Source organism: Rhizobium sp. H4 (assembly GCF_003013335.1).
In the GTDB taxonomy this organism is placed as follows: Bacteria; Pseudomonadota; Alphaproteobacteria; order Rhizobiales; family Rhizobiaceae; genus Rhizobium; species Rhizobium sophoriradicis.
On record NZ_PSOW01000001.1, the window covers coordinates 507732 to 528379 of the forward strand.

Annotated in this window: 18 protein-coding genes and 1 pseudogene; 7 read left to right on the forward strand and 12 right to left on the reverse strand. The window is 62.4% G+C overall.

Going from position 1 to position 20648, the window contains the following annotated elements; all coding sequences use genetic code 11:
* Nucleotides 1-96: 96 nt before the first annotated feature.
* Nucleotides 97-780, forward strand: a complete 684-nt coding sequence (gstA, locus tag C4N04_RS02610) for a glutathione transferase GstA (protein WP_106795394.1) — start codon at nt 97-99, stop codon at nt 778-780.
* Between the two features lie 6 nt (nt 781-786).
* Here the strand turns inward: gstA and nadE are convergent, their stop codons facing one another.
* The 4 genes from nadE to C4N04_RS02630 all read right to left on the reverse strand — a co-directional run bounded on the left by nadE (nt 787) and on the right by C4N04_RS02630 (nt 6043).
* Entirely contained in the window at nt 787-1620 is an 834-nt protein-coding gene (nadE, locus tag C4N04_RS02615; protein ID WP_096764196.1) for an ammonia-dependent NAD(+) synthetase, read from the reverse strand.
* 267 nt (nt 1621-1887) lie between these two features.
* On the reverse strand, nt 1888-3078 hold the full coding sequence (locus C4N04_RS02620; protein WP_096764195.1) for an adenylate/guanylate cyclase domain-containing protein: 1191 nt from the start codon (nt 3076-3078) through the stop codon (nt 1888-1890).
* 27 nt (nt 3079-3105) lie between these two features.
* On the reverse strand, nt 3106-4725 hold the full coding sequence (locus C4N04_RS02625; RefSeq protein ID WP_106795376.1) for an MDR family MFS transporter: 1620 nt from the start codon (nt 4723-4725) through the stop codon (nt 3106-3108).
* Nucleotides 4726-4801: 76 nt separating this feature from the next.
* Nucleotides 4802-6043, reverse strand: coding sequence for an HlyD family secretion protein (locus tag C4N04_RS02630; protein ID WP_106795377.1), 1242 nt, complete (start codon nt 6041-6043; stop codon nt 4802-4804).
* 137 nt (nt 6044-6180) lie between these two features.
* Here C4N04_RS02630 and C4N04_RS02635 point away from each other — a divergent pair, with 137 nt between their 5' ends.
* A complete protein-coding gene (locus tag C4N04_RS02635) occupies nt 6181-7083 on the forward strand; it encodes a LysR family transcriptional regulator (protein WP_077994776.1) in 903 nt (300 codons plus the stop codon).
* A gap of 51 nt (nt 7084-7134) precedes the next feature.
* A complete protein-coding gene (locus tag C4N04_RS02640) occupies nt 7135-7779 on the forward strand; it encodes a hypothetical protein (protein WP_225882939.1) in 645 nt (214 codons plus the stop codon).
* 144 nt (nt 7780-7923) lie between these two features.
* On the opposite strand, the gene C4N04_RS02645 is transcribed toward C4N04_RS02640, so the two are convergent.
* Complete coding sequence (locus C4N04_RS02645) at nt 7924-8811, reverse strand: branched-chain amino acid aminotransferase (protein ID WP_009996168.1); 888 nt, start codon at nt 8809-8811, stop codon at nt 7924-7926.
* A gap of 245 nt (nt 8812-9056) precedes the next feature.
* Here C4N04_RS02645 and C4N04_RS02650 point away from each other — a divergent pair, with 245 nt between their 5' ends.
* Entirely contained in the window at nt 9057-10100 is a 1044-nt protein-coding gene (locus tag C4N04_RS02650) for a zinc-dependent alcohol dehydrogenase family protein (RefSeq protein WP_106795378.1), read from the forward strand.
* Nucleotides 10101-10417: 317 nt separating this feature from the next.
* On the opposite strand, the gene C4N04_RS02655 is transcribed toward C4N04_RS02650, so the two are convergent.
* Nucleotides 10418-11236: a sugar phosphate isomerase/epimerase family protein gene (locus C4N04_RS02655; RefSeq protein ID WP_106795379.1), complete on the reverse strand. Its 819-nt coding sequence runs from the start codon at nt 11234-11236 to the stop codon at nt 10418-10420.
* A gap of 302 nt (nt 11237-11538) precedes the next feature.
* Between C4N04_RS02655 and C4N04_RS02660 the strand changes: the two genes are divergently transcribed.
* The 3 genes from C4N04_RS02660 to tam all read left to right on the forward strand — a co-directional run bounded on the left by C4N04_RS02660 (nt 11539) and on the right by tam (nt 14315).
* On the forward strand, nt 11539-12006 hold the full coding sequence (locus C4N04_RS02660; RefSeq protein WP_106795380.1) for a cupin domain-containing protein: 468 nt from the start codon (nt 11539-11541) through the stop codon (nt 12004-12006).
* Between the two features lie 166 nt (nt 12007-12172).
* Nucleotides 12173-13447 carry a hemolysin family protein gene (locus tag C4N04_RS02665; RefSeq protein WP_106795381.1) on the forward strand — a complete coding sequence of 425 codons (1275 nt, stop codon included), beginning with the start codon at nt 12173-12175 and terminating at the stop codon, nt 13445-13447.
* A gap of 97 nt (nt 13448-13544) precedes the next feature.
* Nucleotides 13545-14315, forward strand: a complete 771-nt coding sequence (tam, locus tag C4N04_RS02670; protein ID WP_106795382.1) for a trans-aconitate 2-methyltransferase — start codon at nt 13545-13547, stop codon at nt 14313-14315.
* A 99-nt stretch (nt 14316-14414) separates the two neighbouring features.
* On the opposite strand, the pseudogene C4N04_RS02675 reads toward tam, so the two are convergent.
* From C4N04_RS02675 to speB, 6 genes and pseudogenes are all read right to left on the reverse strand, one after another.
* Nucleotides 14415-15433 (reverse strand): annotated as a pseudogene (locus tag C4N04_RS02675) (Ldh family oxidoreductase).
* Between the two features lie 186 nt (nt 15434-15619).
* Entirely contained in the window at nt 15620-16417 is a 798-nt protein-coding gene (locus C4N04_RS02680) for an ABC transporter permease (protein WP_077994772.1), read from the reverse strand.
* Nucleotides 16414-17271: an ABC transporter permease gene (locus C4N04_RS02685; protein WP_064706566.1), complete on the reverse strand. Its 858-nt coding sequence runs from the start codon at nt 17269-17271 to the stop codon at nt 16414-16416. Before C4N04_RS02685 ends, C4N04_RS02680 begins: the two co-directional genes overlap by 4 nt.
* Nucleotides 17268-18302, reverse strand: a complete 1035-nt coding sequence (locus tag C4N04_RS02690; protein WP_077994770.1) for an ABC transporter ATP-binding protein — start codon at nt 18300-18302, stop codon at nt 17268-17270. Before C4N04_RS02690 ends, C4N04_RS02685 begins: the two co-directional genes overlap by 4 nt.
* 60 nt (nt 18303-18362) lie before the next feature.
* On the reverse strand, nt 18363-19445 hold the full coding sequence (locus C4N04_RS02695) for an ABC transporter substrate-binding protein (protein WP_077994769.1): 1083 nt from the start codon (nt 19443-19445) through the stop codon (nt 18363-18365).
* Nucleotides 19446-19549: 104 nt separating this feature from the next.
* Nucleotides 19550-20608: an agmatinase gene (gene speB, locus C4N04_RS02700; protein WP_077994768.1), complete on the reverse strand. Its 1059-nt coding sequence runs from the start codon at nt 20606-20608 to the stop codon at nt 19550-19552.
* Between the last annotated feature and the right edge of the window lie 40 nt (nt 20609-20648).

The following is a 20648-nucleotide window of genomic DNA, read 5'->3' on the forward strand; positions in this document are numbered from 1 at the left end:
AAAATCTTGACGCAGGGTATTTTATGCGAAACAGTACAGATGTTCAACGCCATCGACAGGCGGCAACAGACCGCCTCCTCGGAGAAGGAACTCGATATGAAACTGTATATGAACGCCGCGGCCTGCTCGCTTTCGCCGCATATCGTCTGCCGTGAGCTGGGGCTCGATATCGAACTCGTCGAGGTCGACCGGGAAACCCACAGGACGAGCGGCGGCGAGGACTATCTCACCATCAACGGCAACGGCTATGTGCCGGCGCTGAGGCTCGATGACGGCAAGGTGCTGACCGAGGGGCCGGCGATCGTGCAGTTCCTCGCCGACAGCGTGCCGCACGGCACGGCGATGCTGCCCGAGCTCGGCAACCTCAGACGCAACGAGGTGCAATCCTACCTGAACTTCATCACCGCCGAGCTGCACAAGCCGATGGTGCTGCTCTTCAACCCGGCCTATGCGACCGTCCACCCGGAAATCCGCGCGCTGGTATCGAAGCGGCTCGCCTGGCTGAACGGCCGGCTTGCCGGACCCTACCTCACCGGCGAGGCCTTCACCGTGGCGGACGCCTATCTCTTCGTCTGCCTGAACTGGTCGCCCTGGATCGAGATCGATCTCAAGCAATGGCCGGCGCTGCACGGCTTCATGGCCCGCGTGGCGGCGCGCCCGAAGGTGCGCGAGGCGATGCAGGCCGAAGATCTCGAGGCCTTCGATGCCGGTGGCGTCTTCTTCGCGCCGCATGCCTATGTCGCCTCATCAGGGCGGACGGGCTCGCCGGTCAGGCCATAATAGCCGTCAGAGCGCGTTGACGGCCACCGGCAGCGCGCGCTTGTGGGCGGTGGCGCGATAGGCGGCGAGGATGCGGCGGCGGGCGATCTCGCCGACCGGCTTGCCTTCGAGGAAATCATCGATCTCGTCATAGGTAACGCCATAGGCCTCCTCGTCGGGGCGAAGCGGCCGCTGATCCTCCAGGTCGGCGGTCGGCACCTTGAAGACCAGTTCGTCAGGCGCGCCGAGCCGCTTGGCCAGCAGGCGGACGCGGCGCTTGTTGAGACCGGCGAGCGGCAGGATATCGGCGGCGCCATCGCCGAATTTGGTGAAGAAGCCCATGACCGCTTCGGCGGCATGATCGGTGCCGATGACAAGGCCGCCGAGCGCACCGGCCAAAGCGAACTGAGCAATCATCCGCTGGCGGGCCTTGATATTGCCGAGGATGAAATCCTGCCGGCCGGCGTCGGCGAAAGCCAGACCGCCCTTTTGAGCGGCGGCCAGCATCCCATCCGCAGCCGCCTTGATATTGATGACCATCGAGCGGTCGGCGCCGATCGTTGCAAGCGCCCTCTCGGCATCGGCCTCGTCAGCCTGGACGCCATAGGGAAGACGCACGGCAACGAACTCCACAGCATGACCGCTGTCGCGCAGCTCGCGCACCGCCTTCTGGGCGAGCAGCGCCGCGGTTAGCGAATCGACACCGCCGCTGATGCCGAGAACGTAGCTGCGCAGACCTGAGGCGACGAGATAATCCTTGAGGAAGGCGGTTCGCCGCGCGATCTCGCGCTCGGGATCGATCTCGGCGGCAACGCCCAGCTCGCGGATGATCTCGCCTTGTTCGTCGGACAGCAGGGTCATGGGTTCTTCCTCGGTTGTGGGGTTGGCGGCACTATGGCGGAAAGATATGGGGAAGCGAAGTCGTTTTGGGCAAGCCTTCCTGAGTTCCGGGCAAGTGGGCGGCGAGGCTTGAATAGGTCAAGAAGATAGACCGGTTTCGCCGGCCCCCTCATCCGCCCTACGGGCACCTTCTCCCCGAGCGGAGAAGAGGGAATCGAGAAGTTGCGGCATATCTCTTCTCACCTCGGGGAGAAGGTGCCGGCAGGCGGATGAGGGGGCCGCGTCGCATCATCTCACAATCGTAAAAAGCTCCACCGGATCCGCAAACCCCTTCAACCCATGCGCCCCGACCGACACCACATCCCCTGCCCCGGCCTCTTCGCAGAACGGCGCCGACATCAGCAGGGGCTCGCTCAATTCACTGCAGGCGGTCTGGATGCGGCTGACCAGATTGACGTCGCGGCCGATCAGGGTGAAGTCGAGACGCCGGCCTGAACCGACATTGCCGTAGCTGACTTCGCCATAATGCAGGGCGATGCCGGTGTTCACGCCGGTGCCGTCATACTGGAAATGGTCGATCTCATCGAGGATGGCGCGAGCCGATGCCAGGGCGGCGCCGCAGGTATGGGCCGCGGCATAACCGGGGAAGAAGGCAAGCACGGCGTCGCCCATGAATTTCAGCACTTCGCCGCCCTCTCGGGTAATGGCAGGGACGATCCTGTCGAAATAGGCGTTGAGCAGCCCGAGCACGGTGCTTCCGGGCAGCCGGTTCGACAACTCGGTAAAGCCGCGCAGATCGCAAAGCAGCAGGGCGGCGTCCATCGACTCGATTTCGCCCTGGCGGATGCGGCCGGCAAGGATGCGGCTTGCGGTCAGCGGCCCGACATAGGTATCGAGCAGGCTGAGCTCGACCTGGCGAAGAATGCGCAGCTCGCTGGTGTTGCGCAGCGCCGGCAGGATGCGCTCGATCACCTGACGTTCGGAGTCGGTGAAGCCCACCGGCCGCCTCGTGGCAAAGACGGCAGCGCCGACCGGCCCATCGATATTGCAGAGCGGCGCGATGACAAGCTGCATCAGGCCGCGATCGGCGAAGACGTCGATATGCTGCCAGCGGCCGTGCACGTTTTCGCCAGGACCGACCACCAGCGGCTCCCGGGTTTCCATGACCTTGCGCAGCGGCGTATTGGCGAGCGCGACCCGCGCGCCATGTTCGCGGTCGTGGATCTCGACCGGCTCGCCCGGCGCCCAGGCAATGGTGCGGCCGACGAGCTCTGGATGCAGCGTCATCAGATGCAGGGTCATCCGGTCGACCGGCAGGCCGAGCGCCTGAAGCCTGCGGCCGAGTCCGGAGACGAGGCCCGCTTCGTCGAGCGCGTGGCATTCGTCGCCGGACAGCCATTCGATGATGGCGAGGAGCGCACCGGTGCTGACGGCTTTGGCCTGCCTTTCTGCAGCTGGAGCATAGATCGCAGTTGTCATGGCATCTCCTCCTTGAGGCAGGCGGTGCTAGTGAGCGCCGCCGCCGGAGAGTTGAGCGGGTTTCTTGAGAAGCAGGATCGCAAGCAGGGCGACGACGAGGGCGACGCCGAGCAGGAAGAACGCGTCGCTGAAGGCCATGATATTGGCCTGCTTGCGCAGCTTCAGAGCTATGGCGACGACCGCCTTTTGGCTGGCGGCCGCCTGGTCGCTGACGCCGTGGCTCATGAAATAGGCCGTCAGCTGGGCGATGCGATCGCGGGTGGCTTCCTCGAACACCGACACCGAGTGGGTGAGGATGTTCGAATGGAACTGCTCGCGCTTCGACAGGAACGTCTGCAGCAAGGCGATGCCGACCGCGCCCCCGAGATTGCGCATCATGTTGAAAAGCGCGGAAGCCGAACCGGCATTCTCCTGCTCGATGCCTGCGGTGGCGATGGCGGACAGCGGGGTGAAGACCAGCGCCTGGCCGACGGCACGGACGATGTTCGGCCAGAAGAGCTGGTCGCTCGCATAGTCGCCCGTCATATGCACGTTCATGAAATTCGACGCGGCGAAGAGGGCAAAGCCGATGATGATCAGCAGGCGCACGTCGAAACGCTTCATCAGGCGGGGCACCAGCGGGATCAGCACCAGCTGCGGAATGCCGGTCCATGCGAGAACCATGCCGATCTGCTCGGAATTGTAACCCTGTATCCGGGCGAGATAGATCGGCAGCACGAAGACCGAGCCGTAAAGCGCAATGCCGAGCAGGAAATTCGCGACGATGCCGAAGCCGAAGTTGCGACGGAGCAGCAGCCGGAGGTTCAACAGCGGCTGGGCCGCCTTCAGCTCAATGACCAGGAACAGCGTCAGCGAGACGGCGGCGATGACCGACAGGCGGAGGATGAAGTCGGAGCCGAACCAGTCTTCCTTGTTGCCCTCTTCCAGTACGGTCTGCAAGGCCGCCAGGCCGATCGCCATGGTGACGATACCCGGCCAGTCGCCCTTGGCGAGAAGCTTCAGGTTCATCGGCGCACGGTCGAGCGAAGCCCAGAGCAGGCCGACCATCAGCGCGCCCGGCACCAGATTGACGTAGAAGATATGCTCCCAGCCCCAGTTTTCGGTGAGGTAACCGCCGATCGTCGGGCCGATTGCCGGCGCGAAAGTGGCCGAAAGGGCAAAGAGGGCAAGGCCGACCGGCTGCTTGGCCTTAGGCAGAAGCGTGATGATGATGGTGAAGGCCATCGGGATCAGCACGCCGCCGGAAAAGCCCTGTATCGCACGCAGGATGATCATCTGCTGCAGATTGACCGCGAAGGCGCAGGCGACCGAGAAGATCAGGAAGAGGATGGCGTTGGCCAGCAGATAGTTGCGGAGCGAAAAGACCCGCGCCAGCCAGCCGCTGAGCGGAATGACGACGATCTCGGCGATCAGATAGGAGGTCGAGATCCAGCCGCCGTCATCCGTGCCGGCGCCGATGGCGCCCTGGATATCGGCAAGCGAGGCATTGACGATCTGGATATTGAGGACCGCCATGAAGGCGCCGAGCGTGGAGCCGACGACGGCCGCCCAGGTGCGCAGCGGGCTCATCTTTGCCGGTTGGGCAGGTGAAGCCGCGGCGGCGCGCACGAGCGAATTGCTGTTTGCGGCGATCTGAAGAGTGGCCATGACTTATCCCCTTCCGGCTTCGCGGAAAAACGTCTCATGACGGGTTGGGTTGATAGTTCTGGCAGATGGGAACGGATTATCCAGCGTGACTGGACGATCCCTCCCCGGCTGCTCCGGCGGTGTTGTTTGCGTCGTTCTGGGCAGCCTTGGTGTCGATCTCGGGCTCGACCGACATGCCGGAACGCAGAAGGCCGCTCAGAGCCTCGTCGTCGATGACGATCTTGACGGGTATACGCTGGACGATCTTCGTGAAGTTGCCGGTGGCGTTGTCAGGCGGCAGCAGCGAGAATTCGAGCCCGCTTGCCGGCGAAACACTGTCGACATGGCCCCTGATCGCCTTGCCGGGAAAGCTGTCGATCTTGATCTCGACCAACTGGCCCGGGCGGATGTAGGTCAGCTGGGTTTCCTTGAAATTGGCGACGACATAGACTGCATGCAGCGGCACGACGGCCATCAGTTGTGTGCCCGATGTGACGTACTGGCCGACGCGGATCGAGCGGGCGCCAACCGTGCCGTCGACGGCGGCGACGATATCCGTATAGGAGAGGTTGAGCTCCGCCTGGCGAGCGGCGGCCGCAGCCCGGTCGCGCTGCGCCACCGCCTGTTCCCGCTGGGTCCGAATCACCGGCACCTTGTTCTCTGCCGCGACAAGCGCTGCCCGATCGCGTTCGACGGCGGCGGCGGCCTGGTCGCGGGCCGACTGGCTCTGTTCGGCGCGGGACTGGGTGCCGGCGCCGTTGGTGATGAGGCGGGCGGAGCGGGCCGCATCGGACACGGCAAAATCCAGCGAAGCCTGCGACGCATTGACCGTCGCCCTGGCCTGTTCGATGACCGACTGCTGCAACACGATCTCGGCATCGATATTGGCGATGGCGGCCTCGGCCGCCTTTACCTCGGCTCTCGCCTGCGAAAGCGCTGCCTGGAAATCACGGTCGTCGATGCGGGCAAGCACCTGGCCAGCCTTGACCGCGTCATTGTCGTTGACGAGAACCTGCCTGATATAGCCGGCGACCTTCGGCGCGACGGTGGTGTAGTCGGCCTTCACATAGGCGTCGTCGGTGGATTCGATGAAGCGGCCGACCGTCCAGTAGCGGTAGCCGAAATCGCCCGCGAAAGTGACGCCGGCAAGCAGCGCGGCGGCGATGACGGCGCGCTTGACGATGCCGCGGCCGGTCTTTTTTGGCGCTTCGACAACCGGGGTTTCGACAGCGGGCATCGCGGGCGCTTCGGCGACGGGCGTCCTGGCGGCCTCCTCGGCCAAAATCCGCTCGGCCTCGCCGGCGCTTTCGAAATCCTGCTTGCGGGGTAGTTCGACCATCGTCTCTTCCTTCGTCTTCTACCCCGTTTCTGCGAGGCCCTGTTCGATGCGAAGGAAAATGCGCCCTGCCATTCACTTTGATAATCTGCTTATATCGGGAAGGATCATCAACTCTCAGCGGATAATCCGGAGACAATATGGATCGACTGACAAGCCTCGCCGTCTTTGGCCGAGTGGTGGAATGCGGCGGCTTTTCCGCCGCCGCGCGCCGGCTCAACATGTCCGTCACCATGGTCGGCAATCATGTGCAATCGCTGGAGGAGCGGCTCGGTGTCAGGCTGCTCAACCGCACGACGCGCAAAGTCAGCCTGACGGAAACCGGCAAATATTATTATGAGCGCTCGTCGCAGATTCTCGCCGAACTCGATGAGGCGGACCGAACGGCCGGCGCGCTGAGCACGACGCCGCGCGGCACGCTGAAGGTCTATACCAGCGGCGCCATCGTGCGTTTCCTGCTGCCTGTGGTCAGCGAGTTTATGGAGCTTTATCCGTCGATCTCGCTCGATTTCAGCGTCGGCGAAGGCATGGTCGACATGATCGAGGATGGCTACGACCTGGTGATGCGCACCCTGCTGCCGCCGGACTCCTCGCTCATCGCGCGCAAGCTGACGCCCTGGCGCCATGTGCTCGTCTGCTCACCGGCCTATGCCGAGAACCACTCGATGCCGAAAAAGCCGGCCGAGGTCGCCGACCACAATTGCCTGCAATATGCCTATTACCCCTATGGCGACGAATGGCGCTTCGAGGATGGCGACGGCAACAAGGAGAGCGTAAAGATCGCCGGCAACGTCGTCTCCAACAGCGCGGAGATGTTGCGTTTCCTGACGCTGAACGGAAAAGGCATCTTCCTGGCGCCGAGCTTCGTGGTGTTCGACGACATCGCCGAAGGGCGGCTGGTGAAGATCATGCCGGACTACCGGCCGGTGGAATTCAACATCAACGCCGTCTACCCCAACCGCAGCCACCTGCCGACCAAGGTGCGGCTGTTCATCGACTTGCTCGCGGAGAGATTTGCCGAGCATCGGAAGTGGATGACGTGAGGGGGAATTCAACATGGCGAAGCTCGGCAGCAATGCCGATCGGACATCAAAATGCCTCGACTTCGCTGGACACCATTCGACGTTAAAAACAACGAGGTTAATGTGTCGGTTGAGCGCGTAGACATTTGGAATGTGCGGCGAATGGTCATCGCCGCTTTTCTTGGCACCGCATGTGCCGCCTACGCTCGCGCCTTGGATTTTTGGCCGCTTGGTTTTGCCAATGGGCTACGAGGACTCTTTGATTTATTGGGCGGTCCGCTGCTCGTTCTTTCGGTCGTGGGTATACTGCTCGTTTGGTTTATCAGCGCCATTGCTGCCCAATATGATCGTCGTCTCCGTGGGATGGCGAGTAGCTTCATCGCCATCATCATTGTTCCGGTTTGGTTTGGGACGATCGTCACCGTGCCACTATTCGATCCTTGGCTATGGTACGCCATTTTCAATAAATCGAGTTTCGAAGCTGCCGCAGCCACGAGTGGTTCTTCACAGAACAGTCCAAAGTTTGCCATCATCGAGGCGCGCGACGTTTCGACGGGAATCGCAGGCGTGAGTGTCGATCATTTCGTCGCTCTCATTTACAGCGAAGGCGATCCACACAAACATGTTTATAGTAACAGCGATGAAGAAAAACTGGCATCCAGTTCGGTGCTGACGCACCTCTACGGCAATTTCTACAGGCGAGATGAGTACTGGTGACGCCCCATCGGTTTGAAGTCGCCTTGATGGCTTCGCAATTGGTTCCAACGGAAACCACCGTGCCAGCCCTGCGCTTGCGCTCCGGGCGTCCGCAGTTGCAATCGATTCACTGGATCGATTGCTTCGGCTTCGCCGAACCGCCGCTTACTCTTCACTCTCGCTGCGGCCGTGGGCCCAGTCCATGTAAAGGTCAAGCGCCTTGCGGGTGACCGGGCCTTCCTGGAGGTTGCGGTCGTCGAGACGGGTGACACCGACGACTTTGGAATAGTTGCCGGTGGTGAAGATTTCGTCGGCGGCGAGGAAATCCTCGACGGAGAGCGTCGTTTCCACGACGTCGAAACCGGCTTTGCGAAGCAGGTCCATGACGCGGGCGCGGGTGATGCCGGCGAGGAAGGTGCGGTTGGCGGCCGGCGTCATCACCATGCCGTCCTTGACCATGAAGACGTTCGAGGAGGCAGTTTCGACGACGTTGCCGTTGAGGTCGCGCACCAGCGCATTGTCGAAACCGCGGCTGCGGGCTTCGGCGATCATGCGGCCGCTGTTGGGATAGAGCGAGCCGGTCTTCGCCTCGGTCATCGCCGTTTCCGGCGACGGGCGGCGATAGGGCGAGACGGTGAGGCTGGTGCCGGCATGGCCGCCCATCGGCGCCTCGAACAGGCAGAGCGCGAAGCGGGTCGATGCCGCGTCGACGGAGACGATGCTGCCGGGCGAACCGTGTTCGCCCCAATACATCGGCTTGATGTAGATCGCCGTCGCGCCGTCGAATTTGCCAACGCCTTCCCAGGCAAGCGCGGCAATCTCCTCGGCCGACTTCACCGGCTGCAGGCCGATAGCAAGCGCCGAGCGGTTAATGCGCTGGCAGTGCAGATCGAGATCCGGGGCGATGCCGTCGAACCAGCGGGCGCCGTCGAAGACCGTGGAGCCCAGCCACATGGCATGTGAGGTCGGCCCGATCAGCGGCGGATTGCCGGGAAGCCATTCCCCGTCGACGTGAGTCCAGGTGGTGGAACGCGGTGATGTATCGACGGCCATTGCTGCTCTCCCTTGCGAATCCGGGAAAGCAAAAACCCCGGCGGCAAGCCGGGTCAAGGACAAATCCCGGCCGGAAATACGGAAGCAAGAAAATGCCGGGGGATGTGGCGCGGCCGCAATATTCGTGCGCGACACCTGCGGCGTCAGCGATGGGTGCATCAGCAAAAATGATGGAATCTCTGTTGGAATGGCTGCCTGCCGCGTGTCATCATGGCCCCCAAAAAGAGGCATGAAGGAGGACGCCGATGAAAGCCATGTATTACGAAGCCTTCGAGCAGGCGCCCGAAATCCGCACCCTGCCCGATCCGACGCCGACAGAGGACGGCGTCGTCATCGAAGTCGGCGCCAGCGGCCTCTGCCGCAGCGACTGGCACGGCTGGATGGGGCACGATCCCGATATCCGCCTGCCGCATGTACCGGGGCACGAGCTTGCCGGAAAAGTCGTCGCCACCGGCCGCGGCGTGATGCGCTTCAAGGTGGGCGACCGGGTGACCGTTCCCTTTGTTTCCGGCTGCGGCCATTGCAGCGAATGCCATTCCGGCAACCAGCAGATCTGCCCGAACCAGTTCCAGCCGGGCTTCACCCATTGGGGCTCGTTTGCCGAATATGTGGCAATCGATTATGCCGACACCAATCTGGTGCACCTGCCGGACGCAATCGACGATGCGACGGCGGCAAGTCTCGGCTGCCGCTTCGCCACCTCGTTTCGCGCCGTCGCCGACCATGCGCGCACCGGACCCGGCGAATGGATCGCCGTGCATGGCTGCGGCGGCGTCGGCCTGTCGGCGATCATGATCGCCACCGCGCTCGGCGCCAATGCGATCGGCATCGACATATCGGAGGAGAAACTCGCCTTCGCCAGAGAGTGCGGGGCGGTGGCGACGGTCAATGCCTCAAGCGTTGCCGACGTGGCCGAGGCGGTGCGCGAGATCACCAAGGGCGGCGCGCATGTCTCGATCGACGCGCTCGGCCATCCCGCCACCTGCTTCAACTCGATCAAGAACCTGCGCCGCCGCGGACGTCACGTGCAGGTGGGGCTGATGCTCGCCGAGCATGCGACACCGCAAATTCCGATGGCGCAAGTGATCAGCAACGAGCTGGAGATCTACGGCAGCCACGGCATGCAGGCCTGGCGCTACGACGCCGTGCTGTCGATGCTGGCGGCCGGCAAGATCGCGCCGCAGAAGCTGATCGGACGGCGCATCAGCCTCGAGGAGGCCGTACCGGCGCTGATGGTGCTCGACAAGGCGGAGGGCACGGGAATCAGCGTGATCACGCGGTTTTCGTGAGGCGCTGCCACGATTCCCTTCTCCCCAGCCGGGGTCCGAAGGACGGGCGAGACCCGTGGCTCGTCCCGGTCGATGCCGGCTGGGAGATGAGGGGGTGAGCGGCACGGCCGCGAATGCGCTGAGCGCAAGCGAAGGGCAATCATGAATGGTGTGCCGTGCGGCCCCCTCATCCGACCCTTCGGGCCACCTTTACCTGGGTTGAGCCGCGGGTCTCAACCCGTCCTTCGGACCCCCGCTGGGGAGAAGAGGGAGCCAAGCCGTGACGCTGACCACCCCTTCCAGGCTTCCAGCTTCGGCGCGAGAGCACAGGCGCAGCCCTACTCCGCCACTCCAATCGACGCTAGATAGGCAGCAGACGCCGGGATCTTGGACTTGTCCTTGATCTCGATGATCAGGCGCGGATTGCTGTTGAGTTCGGCAAGGGCTGCGAAGACGGCGCGCCAATGGATCGAGCCTTCGCCGAGGCTCCAGTGGCGGTCGGCATAGCCGTCGGCGTCCTGCAGATGGACATGCTGCAGCCGGTTGCCGGCGGCCTTGACGTAATAATCCACCGGTGGCGCGCCGGTATAACCATGGGCGTAATGGGCGTGGCCGGTGTCGATCGAAACGGCGACGCCGGGCGAATTGAAGCTTTCGGCGAGCGCCACGCGGATATGCGGATCCTTATCCTCGATATTCTCGAGAACCATGGTGCAGCCGATCTCCTCGGCGCGCCGGACGGCATCGCGCAGCGTCAGATGCACGCGCTCGACCAACGCCTCGCGGGCGCCTTCATTGTTGTCGAGATTGTTGTAGGACCAGGAGGTGTAAGGGCTGTGGATGACCATCTGTGTGGCGCCGATGGCGGCGCAGACCTCGAGGCCTTGCAGCAGGCGCCTGACGACGATGGCGCGAATATCAGGATCCTCCGAGGCAATGGTGAAACCCCAGAACGGGCCGTGAATGCCGAGGCGGCCGGTATGCCCGTCGAGAAGCCGCCTGGCGCGCGCGGCAAGCGGCGTCCAGTCGCCGTTCAGTATCTCGGCGTCGACGAAACTCTGCAATTCGAGATCGCGTGACTTTTCGAACAGCCAGCCGCGGTGAAGTTCAAGTTCATCGAGCGTCATGGCGGCGCCGACGACGGGAAGAGAGGACATGGATCAGCTCCATCAAAGTGGGTGCCGGGACGGCGTAGAGAGGCGGCCTCAAGGCGGCCGGAACAGCCGCCGCGTTCTATGCGCCTCTTCTGTGTCGGCGGTATTACAGGCGCCGGCCGGAAATGCGGGCCTCCGCATTTTGTCGCAGCCGGCAGGCCTTGCGAAAATGGCCGACCGTACCGATATCGCCGTCACCGGCGTGCCGACCGGGATCGTCGGCAGCCATGACAACGGGGCTGTTGTCAAAGGCGCCAAGCTTTAACGGCTGCCCCGCAAACAAAAACCAAGAAGAAGAAAGAGACATGATGTCCAACTCATTTGTGACAATGCCTGCCGGCAAGGAGGCAAAACGCTTTTTCGTCCTCGGCGACCGGATCGAACGACAGGTCCGTATCCGCGGAACCTGGCTCAACATCTTCGACGTCACCGTGCCGCCCGGTAGCCGGACGCCTAGACATGCGCATGCAAGCCCTGAGGTGTTCCGCATCCTCGAGGGACGCCTGACGATCTGGCGGGTGACCGACAACGGCCCTGAAGAGATCGAGGCCGGCGCCGGCGACATCGTCACCATCGCGCCCTTCATGGTGCACGGCTATGCCAACCGCGGAAGCGTTCCGGCGGTCTTTTCCGCTGTCGTCGATCGCGACATGGCCGAATTCATCGAAGCGGAAGGCGCAAGCGAGCCACCGCAGACCAGCCCTTCGGCGGAAACCATCGCCCGCATGACGGCGGCCGCCAATGCCTATGGGATTACGATCCTGGCGGCGTGACGAGACCTTCCGGCCTGGATCCCGCTTGCTGTCTCAGGCATTTCCAAAGACGGAGAGAACCGACATCGATCTTAACACGACGATGGAAGACGATGGGCGATGCGTATATATAGCCTCTCGTCGAATGCCTCGCCGCGTCGCCTGATCAATAACGAATAGGGTCCCTGTGTTTCTGGAAATTGGAATTGTGGCGTTTCTCACCATTCTCAATGGTGTGCTCGCCATGTCTGAGCTGGCTGTCGTGTCTTCTCGAACAGCCCGCCTGAAGGTTCTCTCCGACAATGGCAGCAAGGGTGCGGCCCAGGCCATCAAACTTGCCGAACACCCCGGCCGCTTTCTCTCCACGGTTCAGATCGGCATCACCCTGGTCGGCGTTCTCTCGGGCGCCTTCTCAGGGGCCACGCTCGGCGGCCGTTTGTCCGGATGGCTGGAAGCACAGGGCATGTCGTCGGGGGCTGCAGACGCTGTCGGCGTCGGTTCGGTCGTCGTCGCCATCACCTATCTTTCCTTGATCGTCGGCGAACTTGTGCCAAAGCAGATCGCGTTGCGGGAACCCGAAGCCGTCGCTGCGAAGGTCGCGCCCGCCATGGCGCTGCTTTCGAAAATTGCGCTGCCGCTCGTTTGGCTTCTGAACGCCTCCGGCAACCTTGTGCTCAAGCTCTTGGGCCAATCAGGGAAAGGCGGCGACAACGTCTCCGACGAGGAGATCAAAACAGTTCTGGCCGAGGCGCAGTCCGCAGGCGTGATCGAAAGCGAAGAGTCGGCGATGATTTCAGGCGTCATGCGGCTCGCGGATCGCACCGCCCGCGCACTGATGACGCCCCGGCGCGACGTCGAAATCATCGATATCGACGACAGCCTTGACGAAATTCGCGCGCAGCTGCACCGGACGAAACGGTCCCGGTTGCCCGTTCGAAAAGGCAGTTCGGACGAGGTGATCGGCATTCTTCCGGTCAAGGATTTCTACGATTCAATGTCCGAACACGGCAGTGCCGATATCAAGGCCCTGACGCAGGACGTTCCTGTGGTTTCAGACCTTTCAACCGCCATTCATGTGATCGAAGCGATCCGGAAATCGCCGGTCCACATGGTGTTGGTTTTCGACGAGTACGGCCATTTCGAGGGAATTGTTTCGTCAGGCGACATTCTGGAAGCGATCATGGGCGCTCTGCAGGAGGGGCCGGTCGACGAACAGGCCATCGCCCGCCGCGACGACGGCTCCTACCTGGTGTCCGGCTGGACGCCGATCGACGAATTCGCCGAATTCCTGAATCTCAAGCTCGATGACGATCTCGAATATCAAACCGTGGCCGGCCTGGTGCTGGAAGAGCTGAAACACCTGCCGGAACTGGGTGAGAGCTTCACGCGAGACGGATGGCGCTTCGAAGTCATCGATCTCGACGGCAGGCGCGTGGACAAGATACTTGTATCTGCGGAGTGAAAGCCGGCGCCGTTGAGATCGTCGAGCCCGACGGAGCAACTCGACAGGATCGGCATCCGCCACAGGGAATTGTGGCCCGACATCAGGAGGTACCGCCATGGCATGGTCCGCCAGCCAATATGTGAAATTCGAGGACGAACGCACACGCCCGGCACGCGATCTTCTGGCGCAGGTGCCGCTGCAGAGCATCGGCCGCGCCGTCGACCTCGGCTGCGGGCCGGGCAATTCGACCGAACTCATTATTGAGCGTTATGGCGCCGAAGGTGTCGCCGGCCTCGACAGCGACGTCAATATGCTGGAGGCGGCCCGCAAGCGACTTCCCGGCACCGCCTTCGTCGAGGCCGATCTCGGCAGCTGGCAGCCGACAGAGCCGGCCGACCTGCTCTTTGCCAATGCCGTCTTCCAATGGCTGCCCGATCATCTCGACATTTTCGACCGGCTGATGGACGGGCTTTCGCCTGGCGGCGTGCTCGCCGTGCAGATGCCCGACAATCTCGGCGAACCCTCGCATCTGGCAATGGAAGAGAGCGCGCATGCCGGCCCGTGGAAGGCCGCCTTCGAGGAAAAGAGCGTGTGCCGCCAGCCATTGGCTCCGCCCTCCACTTATTACTCCAGGCTGATCGCCAAGGCTTCGCGCGTCGATATCTGGCACACCATCTACAACCACCCGATGGCGGATGCGGCGGCAATCGTCGAATGGGTAAAGGGCACCGGGCTGATGCCCTATCTCGCCCATGCCGGCGAAAAGCACCGCGAGGCTTTTCTGGCGGATTATCTGGAACGGGTGGAAAGGGCCTATCCGAAGCTATCGGACGGGCGGGTGCTGCTGCGGTTCCCGCGAATTTTTATGGTGGCGGTGAAAAAATGATCGGTTGCGGCCGGTATGCTCACCTACCTCCCACACCGGCTAATGGTTTCGCACAAATTGCCCTAGTCCGTTTGACGCGAGCGCTTTAGTTAACAGCGGTCAGCCCTCCAACAACGCATCCAGTTGGGTAATCTCAGCTGCGGTCAGGCTGATACCTTTGGCTTCCGATTGGATGCGCGCGGTGAAGCGGCGCTGCGACGGAAGCCGCGCACCTTGTCCGACGATCGATTCGAAGAGCACTTCGGCGCGCGCGAACGATCGCCGGGGCGGCCTCTGGCGAAGGCTTCGGGTGACATTGCAATGATCAGTTCGCCATGGAACGGCGCCAAGATCGTCGTGCCGAGGTAGTCTAGAACCTCGGGGCTGGTGAGATCGCCGATCATGATGCCGGCGAGCAACTCTATCATGGTGGCGATGGCGGACCCCTTGTCGCCGCCGAAGGGCATCATTGCACCTTCGAGCGCAGCAACCGGGTCAGTGGTTGGGTTGCCGGCAGCGTCAATCGCCCAACCTTCCGGCAGTTGCTTGCCAGCGCGGCGGTGCAGTTCGATCTCGCCGCGCGCGGCCACCGAAGTGGCAAAATCGAACACATAAGGCGGCTGGTCCTTGCGAGGCCAGCCGAAGGCAAACGGATTGGTACCGAGCAGAGGCTTGCTGCCTCCGGATGGGGCAACCGTCGCATAGCTCGGGCACATCACCAATGCTGCGAGACCGTGCGCGGTCAACGCCTCGACCTCTGGCCACAGCGCCGAAAAATGCGAGCAATCGTTGACGATCATGGCGGCGATGCCAAGCCGCGTTGCGCGTTCCGCCAGGGCAGGTACGCCGAGCTCAAACGCCGCATTTGCGAATCCGCCCCGCGCATCGACCCTGACGATCGCGCTGCCGTCATCCGGCGCGAGAACAGGAGCGGCATCGGGCTTCACCTTGCCCGCCTTTACCGTGCGCAGCACACCCTCGATGCGGTAAATGCCGTGCGACTTGCAGGCATCGCGTTCTCCGGCCACGATGACATGGGCCAGAGCCGCCGCCTTGATCTTGTTCAATCCTGCGCGCTCGAAGATGGCAACGACGCGACTTTGCAGGGCTTCCACGCTCATCGTAACGGCTTCAGTCATCCGATTCTCCATCGAAGTTAAGTTCGGTTTTCGCCCGCCCTGCCTCTTTGGGTGCCAGCCACATGCGGCAAAGTCTTCAACGGCTTTGAGGATGTTCATCAAATGATCGCCGCCGCGACGCCCAGTGGTGGCGGAGGCAAATAGCATGACGCCCTGGGGTTCCGTGGCGGCGATGGGTTGCCTCGATCAGGGCTCGCTGGAAGTCATCGCGCCCAGCAGTTTCGGCAGGTCGCCGAAGCGTGCGACGAGACTGAAGACAATCGCTGCCGTCGCCACAAACAGGACCGTCACCGCCGCCATGGTCGGCGTGTAGCCGTAACGCAGCGAATTGAAGATCTTGATCGGCAGCGTTTCCATCGTGAAACCGACCGTCATGTAGGCAACGATGTATTCGTTGAGCGATAGCACAAAGGCAAAAGCGTAGCCTGACACGATGTACGGCGAAATCAGTGGCAGAACGATGGTTCGGAACACAGCGCGATCATCACCGCCCAATGTCGACGCGGCCTCTACGAGCGAGTGATCGATGGCCGAAAAGCCGAGCGAAATGGTCACCAACGGCAGCGTGACGAAGAAGATGGCGTGGCCGATCACCGCCGTCCACGACTGCCCGTAAAATCCGGTCGTGGCCCAGAAAGTCAGCAGGCCGAGCGCCGTGATAACCGGCGGCAGGGTAAAGGGCGCCACTCCGAGCAACTGGAAGATATTGGCCCAGGGCGCGTAGCGGCGCCATAGGAACCAGGCTAGCGGCAAGGCGATCAGCACTGCCAGCGCCGCCGACGAGAGCGCGAGCACAAGTGACGCGATCAGCGCGTTGCGCCATTCCATGTGGAGAAATATTTCACCGTACCAGCCGAGCGAGAAGCCTTGCGGCGGGAAGGTCAAGCTCTGCTTGGCGTTGACCGACACGCCGGCGACGACGATCAGCGGCAGAGCGAGAAACAGTCCAACGGCCCCGAAAAGAACGTTGCGGAGAATAGTCATTTGATCGCCCCTCCTCGGCGGCCAACGAGCAGGGTCAGCGCTACAAGGGCTAGTGTGACCAATACCAGGAAAACCGCCATGGCAGCCGCGAAGGGCATGTTCGATTGATAGATCGCCTGGTCGGTAATGTGCACGGAAAACGTCCAGTGCTGCGGGCGGCCGAGCAGTTGCGGCAACAGATAGGACCCGAGCGCGAAGATGAAAACCATGATCAGCGTGGCGACGATCGTATCGCGAAGCGCAGGCACGACGACGGTGAAGAATGCCTTGACCGGCGAAGCGCCGAGCGTACGCGCGGCCTCCGAAAGCGTCGGATCAAGCCGCACCAGCGCGGGATAGAGGACTAGGACCGTGTAGGGGAAGGCCTGATAGACCATGCCCGTGACAACGGCCCCGATGCTCGGCGTCAGGGCGACTGCCTGCTGCATGAGGCCGAGCCACACGAACAGGTTGGTGATGCCGGCCGTGCGCGAAAACAGCGTCGACCAGGCGAAACCGATGATTACCTCAGAAAGGGACAGGATCGAAAGGAGTGCGACCAGCCAGACCACCTGGGTGCTCCGCTTCATACGGATCAGCAGATATGTGAAAGGCAGGGCCAGAACGACACACATGACGGCCACCGCAATCGCAAGGATCAGCGAGAAGCTGAGCACTCCGCCAAAGAAGGCAGAGAGGAAGCGGACATAATTATCGAAGACAAAATCAGGCGTGTAGAAGGCGCCCTGCTGGCGCTTGAAGAAGCTGACGGAAATCATGGTGCCGAAAGGCACGACGAAGAAGACGATTAGCATGATCGCCGGGAAGGCTAGCGGGGCATAGTCGCCAAGCGTCTGGGGGGCTTCGCGTCTCATTGCTCGAGCACCACGCAGTCCTTGTCGGTGAGCGCAATGCCGACCTTCTGGCCAACCGCCACGTCAGGGCGCTCGCGCGGCGTCGAGACTGCAATGAACTGCTGACCGCCGACATTGACAAAGGTTTCGACGACGCCGCCGAGATCGCGCACGAAGATGACCTCGCCCATCAGTGCACCGGCCTTCGGCGGGCCCAAGCGCACGTCTTCCGGCCGGATCGAGAGCGTGGCGCGCTCGATCCCTGCCGACAGCGACAAGTCGGCGACCGGCTGCCCCAATATGCTGACCGCGCCGCCCTCCCGCCTGGCCTCGACCAGATTTGTTTGGCCAATGAAATCCGCTACGAAGCTGTCTGCCGGCCTACGATAAATCTCGGTCGGCGACGCCGCCTGGCGTATCTGACCGCCGTTCATGACCACCACCGTATCGGCCATGGTCATCGCCTCGCGCTGGTCGTGCGTGACGGCGATCGTGGTGATGCCGAGCCGCTGATGAAGCTGGCGAAGCTCCACCTGCATGGCTTCCCGCAGCTTGGCATCAAGCGCCGACAGCGGCTCGTCGAGCAAAAAGAGTTTTGGCGAAATCGCCAGTGCCCTAGCGATTGCGACGCGCTGCCTCTGGCCGCCCGAAAGTTTCGACACGGCTCGATCAGCGTAGCCCGGCAAATAAATCATCGCCAGCAGCTCTTCGACGCGCTTTGCCTGCTCGTCCTTCGGCCGGCCGCGAATGCGAAGTGGATAGGCGATATTCTCGCCTACCGTCAGGTGCGGGAACAGCGCCAGCGACTGGAACACCATGCCAAGCTCGCGCTGGTGCGTGGGCGTCCTCGTGATGTCGTTCCCATTGAGCGTGATGCGGCCCGATGTCGGCAGATCTAGACCTGCGATCATGCGCAGCAAGGTTGTCTTGCCGCAGCCCGAGGGGCCGAGCAGACAGACGAATGCGCCGTGCGGCACCGTCAGGTCGACATTGTTGACGGCGCGAAAGGCGCCGAAGTCCTTGACGATATTCTGAAGCGTGAGTCCCGACATATGCCCCTTCCCAACCGAAAGGCAGGCCCCTGAACGGGGCCTGCGAAAGCACGATCAGTGTCAGCTGGCGATCATTTCCGTCCACTTCTCGTTCAGCCAGTCGGCCTTGGAGATGTACATGTCGTAGTGTGGAATGATCGGTTCGATGTCGGAGGAAACCGCCGCAAATTCCTTCTCGTTCAGGTCGGTCGTTTCGCGCTTGACCGTTGGTGACGTGCCTACCTTGCGTGACAGCACGGCCTGGATGGACGGCTGACACATATAGTCGATGAAGATATGCGCCTCTTCCGTCTTCTGCGACGCCTTCGACAGCGCCCACGAGCCCGCGTCCTGGATGCCGCCTTCCTTCGGGAAGGTCGAGCGAACGGGTTGGCCGTCCGCGGCGGCGAGGCCGGTCACGTCGTGATAATACTGTCCCATCGGGATTTCACCCGATTTTAGCGCCTGTTCGAACTGCGCCTCGTCGCGATACCACAGGCGGACATTCGGCTTCAGCTCGGCCAGCTTGGCGAAGACCTTGAGGATGCTCTCCTCAGTGTCGAGCGCCTGGGCGCCGCCGAAATAGGTCTTTGCCGTCACGTCGAGCAGGAAGGAGTTGGAGACGAGCGCCAGCAGACCGAGCTTGTCGGCATTGGCGGGATCCCACAGCGCGGTCCAGCTGGTCGGCGCTTCCTTGTAAACATCGGTGTTGGTGACCAGGGTGATGAACCATGAGACCGCGCCGATGCCGGCGACGCGGCCATCCTGGTATTTGTTGACGAACCGCTCAAGCAGGTTGCTGGAGTTCTTGATCTTGGCGAGGTCGAGCGGAGCCCACAGCTCTGTGGCCTGACCCTTGCGCATCGACACCTGCGACATCATCGAAACGTCAGCCGGCGCCTGGCCTGCCTTGGCTGCCTGCTGCATCTGCACCAGCCAGGCCTCGCCGGTCGGCTCTGCGACGGATTCGACGGCGATGCCGGTCGCCTTGGTGAACTCCGGAAAGATGTTCTTGTCGAACGAGTCCTTGAAGTAGCCGCCATAAACACCGACCTTCAGCGACTTGTCCTGAGCGCGCAGCACATTGGGCATTGCCAACATGGCTACACCCGCACCTATTCCGAGGCCGAGCACGGTGCGGCGGTTCGTTGTCAGTTTCGTCATCGTCTTTCTCCTAACCGATGCGGCACGCCGCTTCCCTCTTTCAATTTATTCGAGGCCTTTGCAGCCTTCTTTTCGTTCCTGGCCTTGAGCTGCGGCCAGGGCCGTCAGGCGGCACGGCGGATTGCCGGGCTGAACGCCATCAGGCTCAATATTTCGAACAGCATCTGCGCGCCGGCATGGGCTGTGTTGGTGGTAGCGTCATACTGGGGCGCGACCTCGACGACATCGCCGCCGACCAAGTTCACGCCCTTGAAGCCGCGGATGAGCTCCAGCGCCTCGCGGGTGGTGAAGCCGCCAATCTCCGGCGTGCCGGTGCCCGGCGCGAAAGACGGATCGAGGCTGTCGATGTCGAAGGAAAGATAGGTTGGCCCGTCACCGATGATGGCCTTCGTCTTTTCGATAATTGCTGGAATGCCCATTGCCGAGATCTCCTCAGCATGGATCACCGTCATGCCCGAGGCATAAGAAAACTCCCAGAGATATTCAGCCGAGCCGCGAATGCCGATCTGAACCACGCGCGTCGGGTCGAGCACACCGTCGAGCACCGCGTTGCGGAACGGCCCGCCGTGGTGGAACTTGGTCAGGTCGTAAGCACCGCCGGTGTCGCAATGGGCGTCGATATGTATCATGCCGACTGGCCGCTCCTTGCCAACGGCCCGCAGAATCGGATGGGTGATCGAGTGGTCACCGCCTACCGAGAGCGGCAGCACACCGGCGTTAACGATCTGCGCGACGCGTGTTTCGATATCCTCATGCGACAATTCCAGCCGGTAGCGGCTCTGAAACGCCACATCGCCAATGTCTGCCACGCGCAGTTCCTGAACCGGCGCGCAGCCGAGCACGTGATTGTAAGGCCCGATGCGCTCAATGGCGCGTAGCGCGCGCGGCCCGAAGCGTGAGCCTGGGCGGTTCGTCACCCCCAGATCCATCGGCACGCCGAGGATCGCGACCTGCAGATCACCGAAATCCGGGTCCTCGTTGTCGACCTGCATCAGCGGGGCGGAGAGGAATGTCGGGATTCCCGAATAGGGCGCGAGCCTGGTGCCGCTCTTGTTAAAGATCTTCTCCGCGACCTTGCGGAACTCAGGATGGTGCAACTCACCGCCGTGGCTGTCGCCATATCTGGCTCGGAGTTCGGAAAGCTTGGTTTCATTCCAGGACATGACGGCCTTCTTGAGGGTGACGATGTTGCGATCAGGATGG

Coding starts and splice junctions, on each gene's coding strand:
- C4N04_RS02640 (WP_225882939.1), top strand. CDS start 7,135: ATGCCTCGACTTCGCTGGACACCATTCGACGTTAAAAACAACGAGGTT.
- nadE (WP_096764196.1), bottom strand. CDS start 1,620: ATGACCCTGCTGTCCGACGAACAAGGCGAGATCATCCGCGAGCTGGGC.
- C4N04_RS02695 (WP_077994769.1), bottom strand. CDS start 19,445: ATGACGAAACTGACAACGAACCGCCGCACCGTGCTCGGCCTCGGAATA.
- C4N04_RS02685 (WP_064706566.1), bottom strand. CDS start 17,271: ATGAGACGCGAAGCCCCCCAGACGCTTGGCGACTATGCCCCGCTAGCC.
- C4N04_RS02690 (WP_077994770.1), bottom strand. CDS start 18,302: ATGTCGGGACTCACGCTTCAGAATATCGTCAAGGACTTCGGCGCCTTT.
- C4N04_RS02635 (WP_077994776.1), top strand. CDS start 6,181: ATGGATCGACTGACAAGCCTCGCCGTCTTTGGCCGAGTGGTGGAATGC.
- tam (WP_106795382.1), top strand. CDS start 13,545: ATGGCATGGTCCGCCAGCCAATATGTGAAATTCGAGGACGAACGCACA.
- C4N04_RS02630 (WP_106795377.1), bottom strand. CDS start 6,043: ATGGTCGAACTACCCCGCAAGCAGGATTTCGAAAGCGCCGGCGAGGCC.
- C4N04_RS02625 (WP_106795376.1), bottom strand. CDS start 4,725: ATGGCCACTCTTCAGATCGCCGCAAACAGCAATTCGCTCGTGCGCGCC.
- C4N04_RS02680 (WP_077994772.1), bottom strand. CDS start 16,417: ATGACTATTCTCCGCAACGTTCTTTTCGGGGCCGTTGGACTGTTTCTC.
- gstA (WP_106795394.1), top strand. CDS start 97: ATGAAACTGTATATGAACGCCGCGGCCTGCTCGCTTTCGCCGCATATC.
- C4N04_RS02650 (WP_106795378.1), top strand. CDS start 9,057: ATGAAAGCCATGTATTACGAAGCCTTCGAGCAGGCGCCCGAAATCCGC.
- C4N04_RS02645 (WP_009996168.1), bottom strand. CDS start 8,811: ATGGCCGTCGATACATCACCGCGTTCCACCACCTGGACTCACGTCGAC.
- C4N04_RS02620 (WP_096764195.1), bottom strand. CDS start 3,078: ATGACAACTGCGATCTATGCTCCAGCTGCAGAAAGGCAGGCCAAAGCC.
- C4N04_RS02655 (WP_106795379.1), bottom strand. CDS start 11,236: ATGTCCTCTCTTCCCGTCGTCGGCGCCGCCATGACGCTCGATGAACTT.
- C4N04_RS02660 (WP_106795380.1), top strand. CDS start 11,539: ATGATGTCCAACTCATTTGTGACAATGCCTGCCGGCAAGGAGGCAAAA.
- speB (WP_077994768.1), bottom strand. CDS start 20,608: ATGTCCTGGAATGAAACCAAGCTTTCCGAACTCCGAGCCAGATATGGC.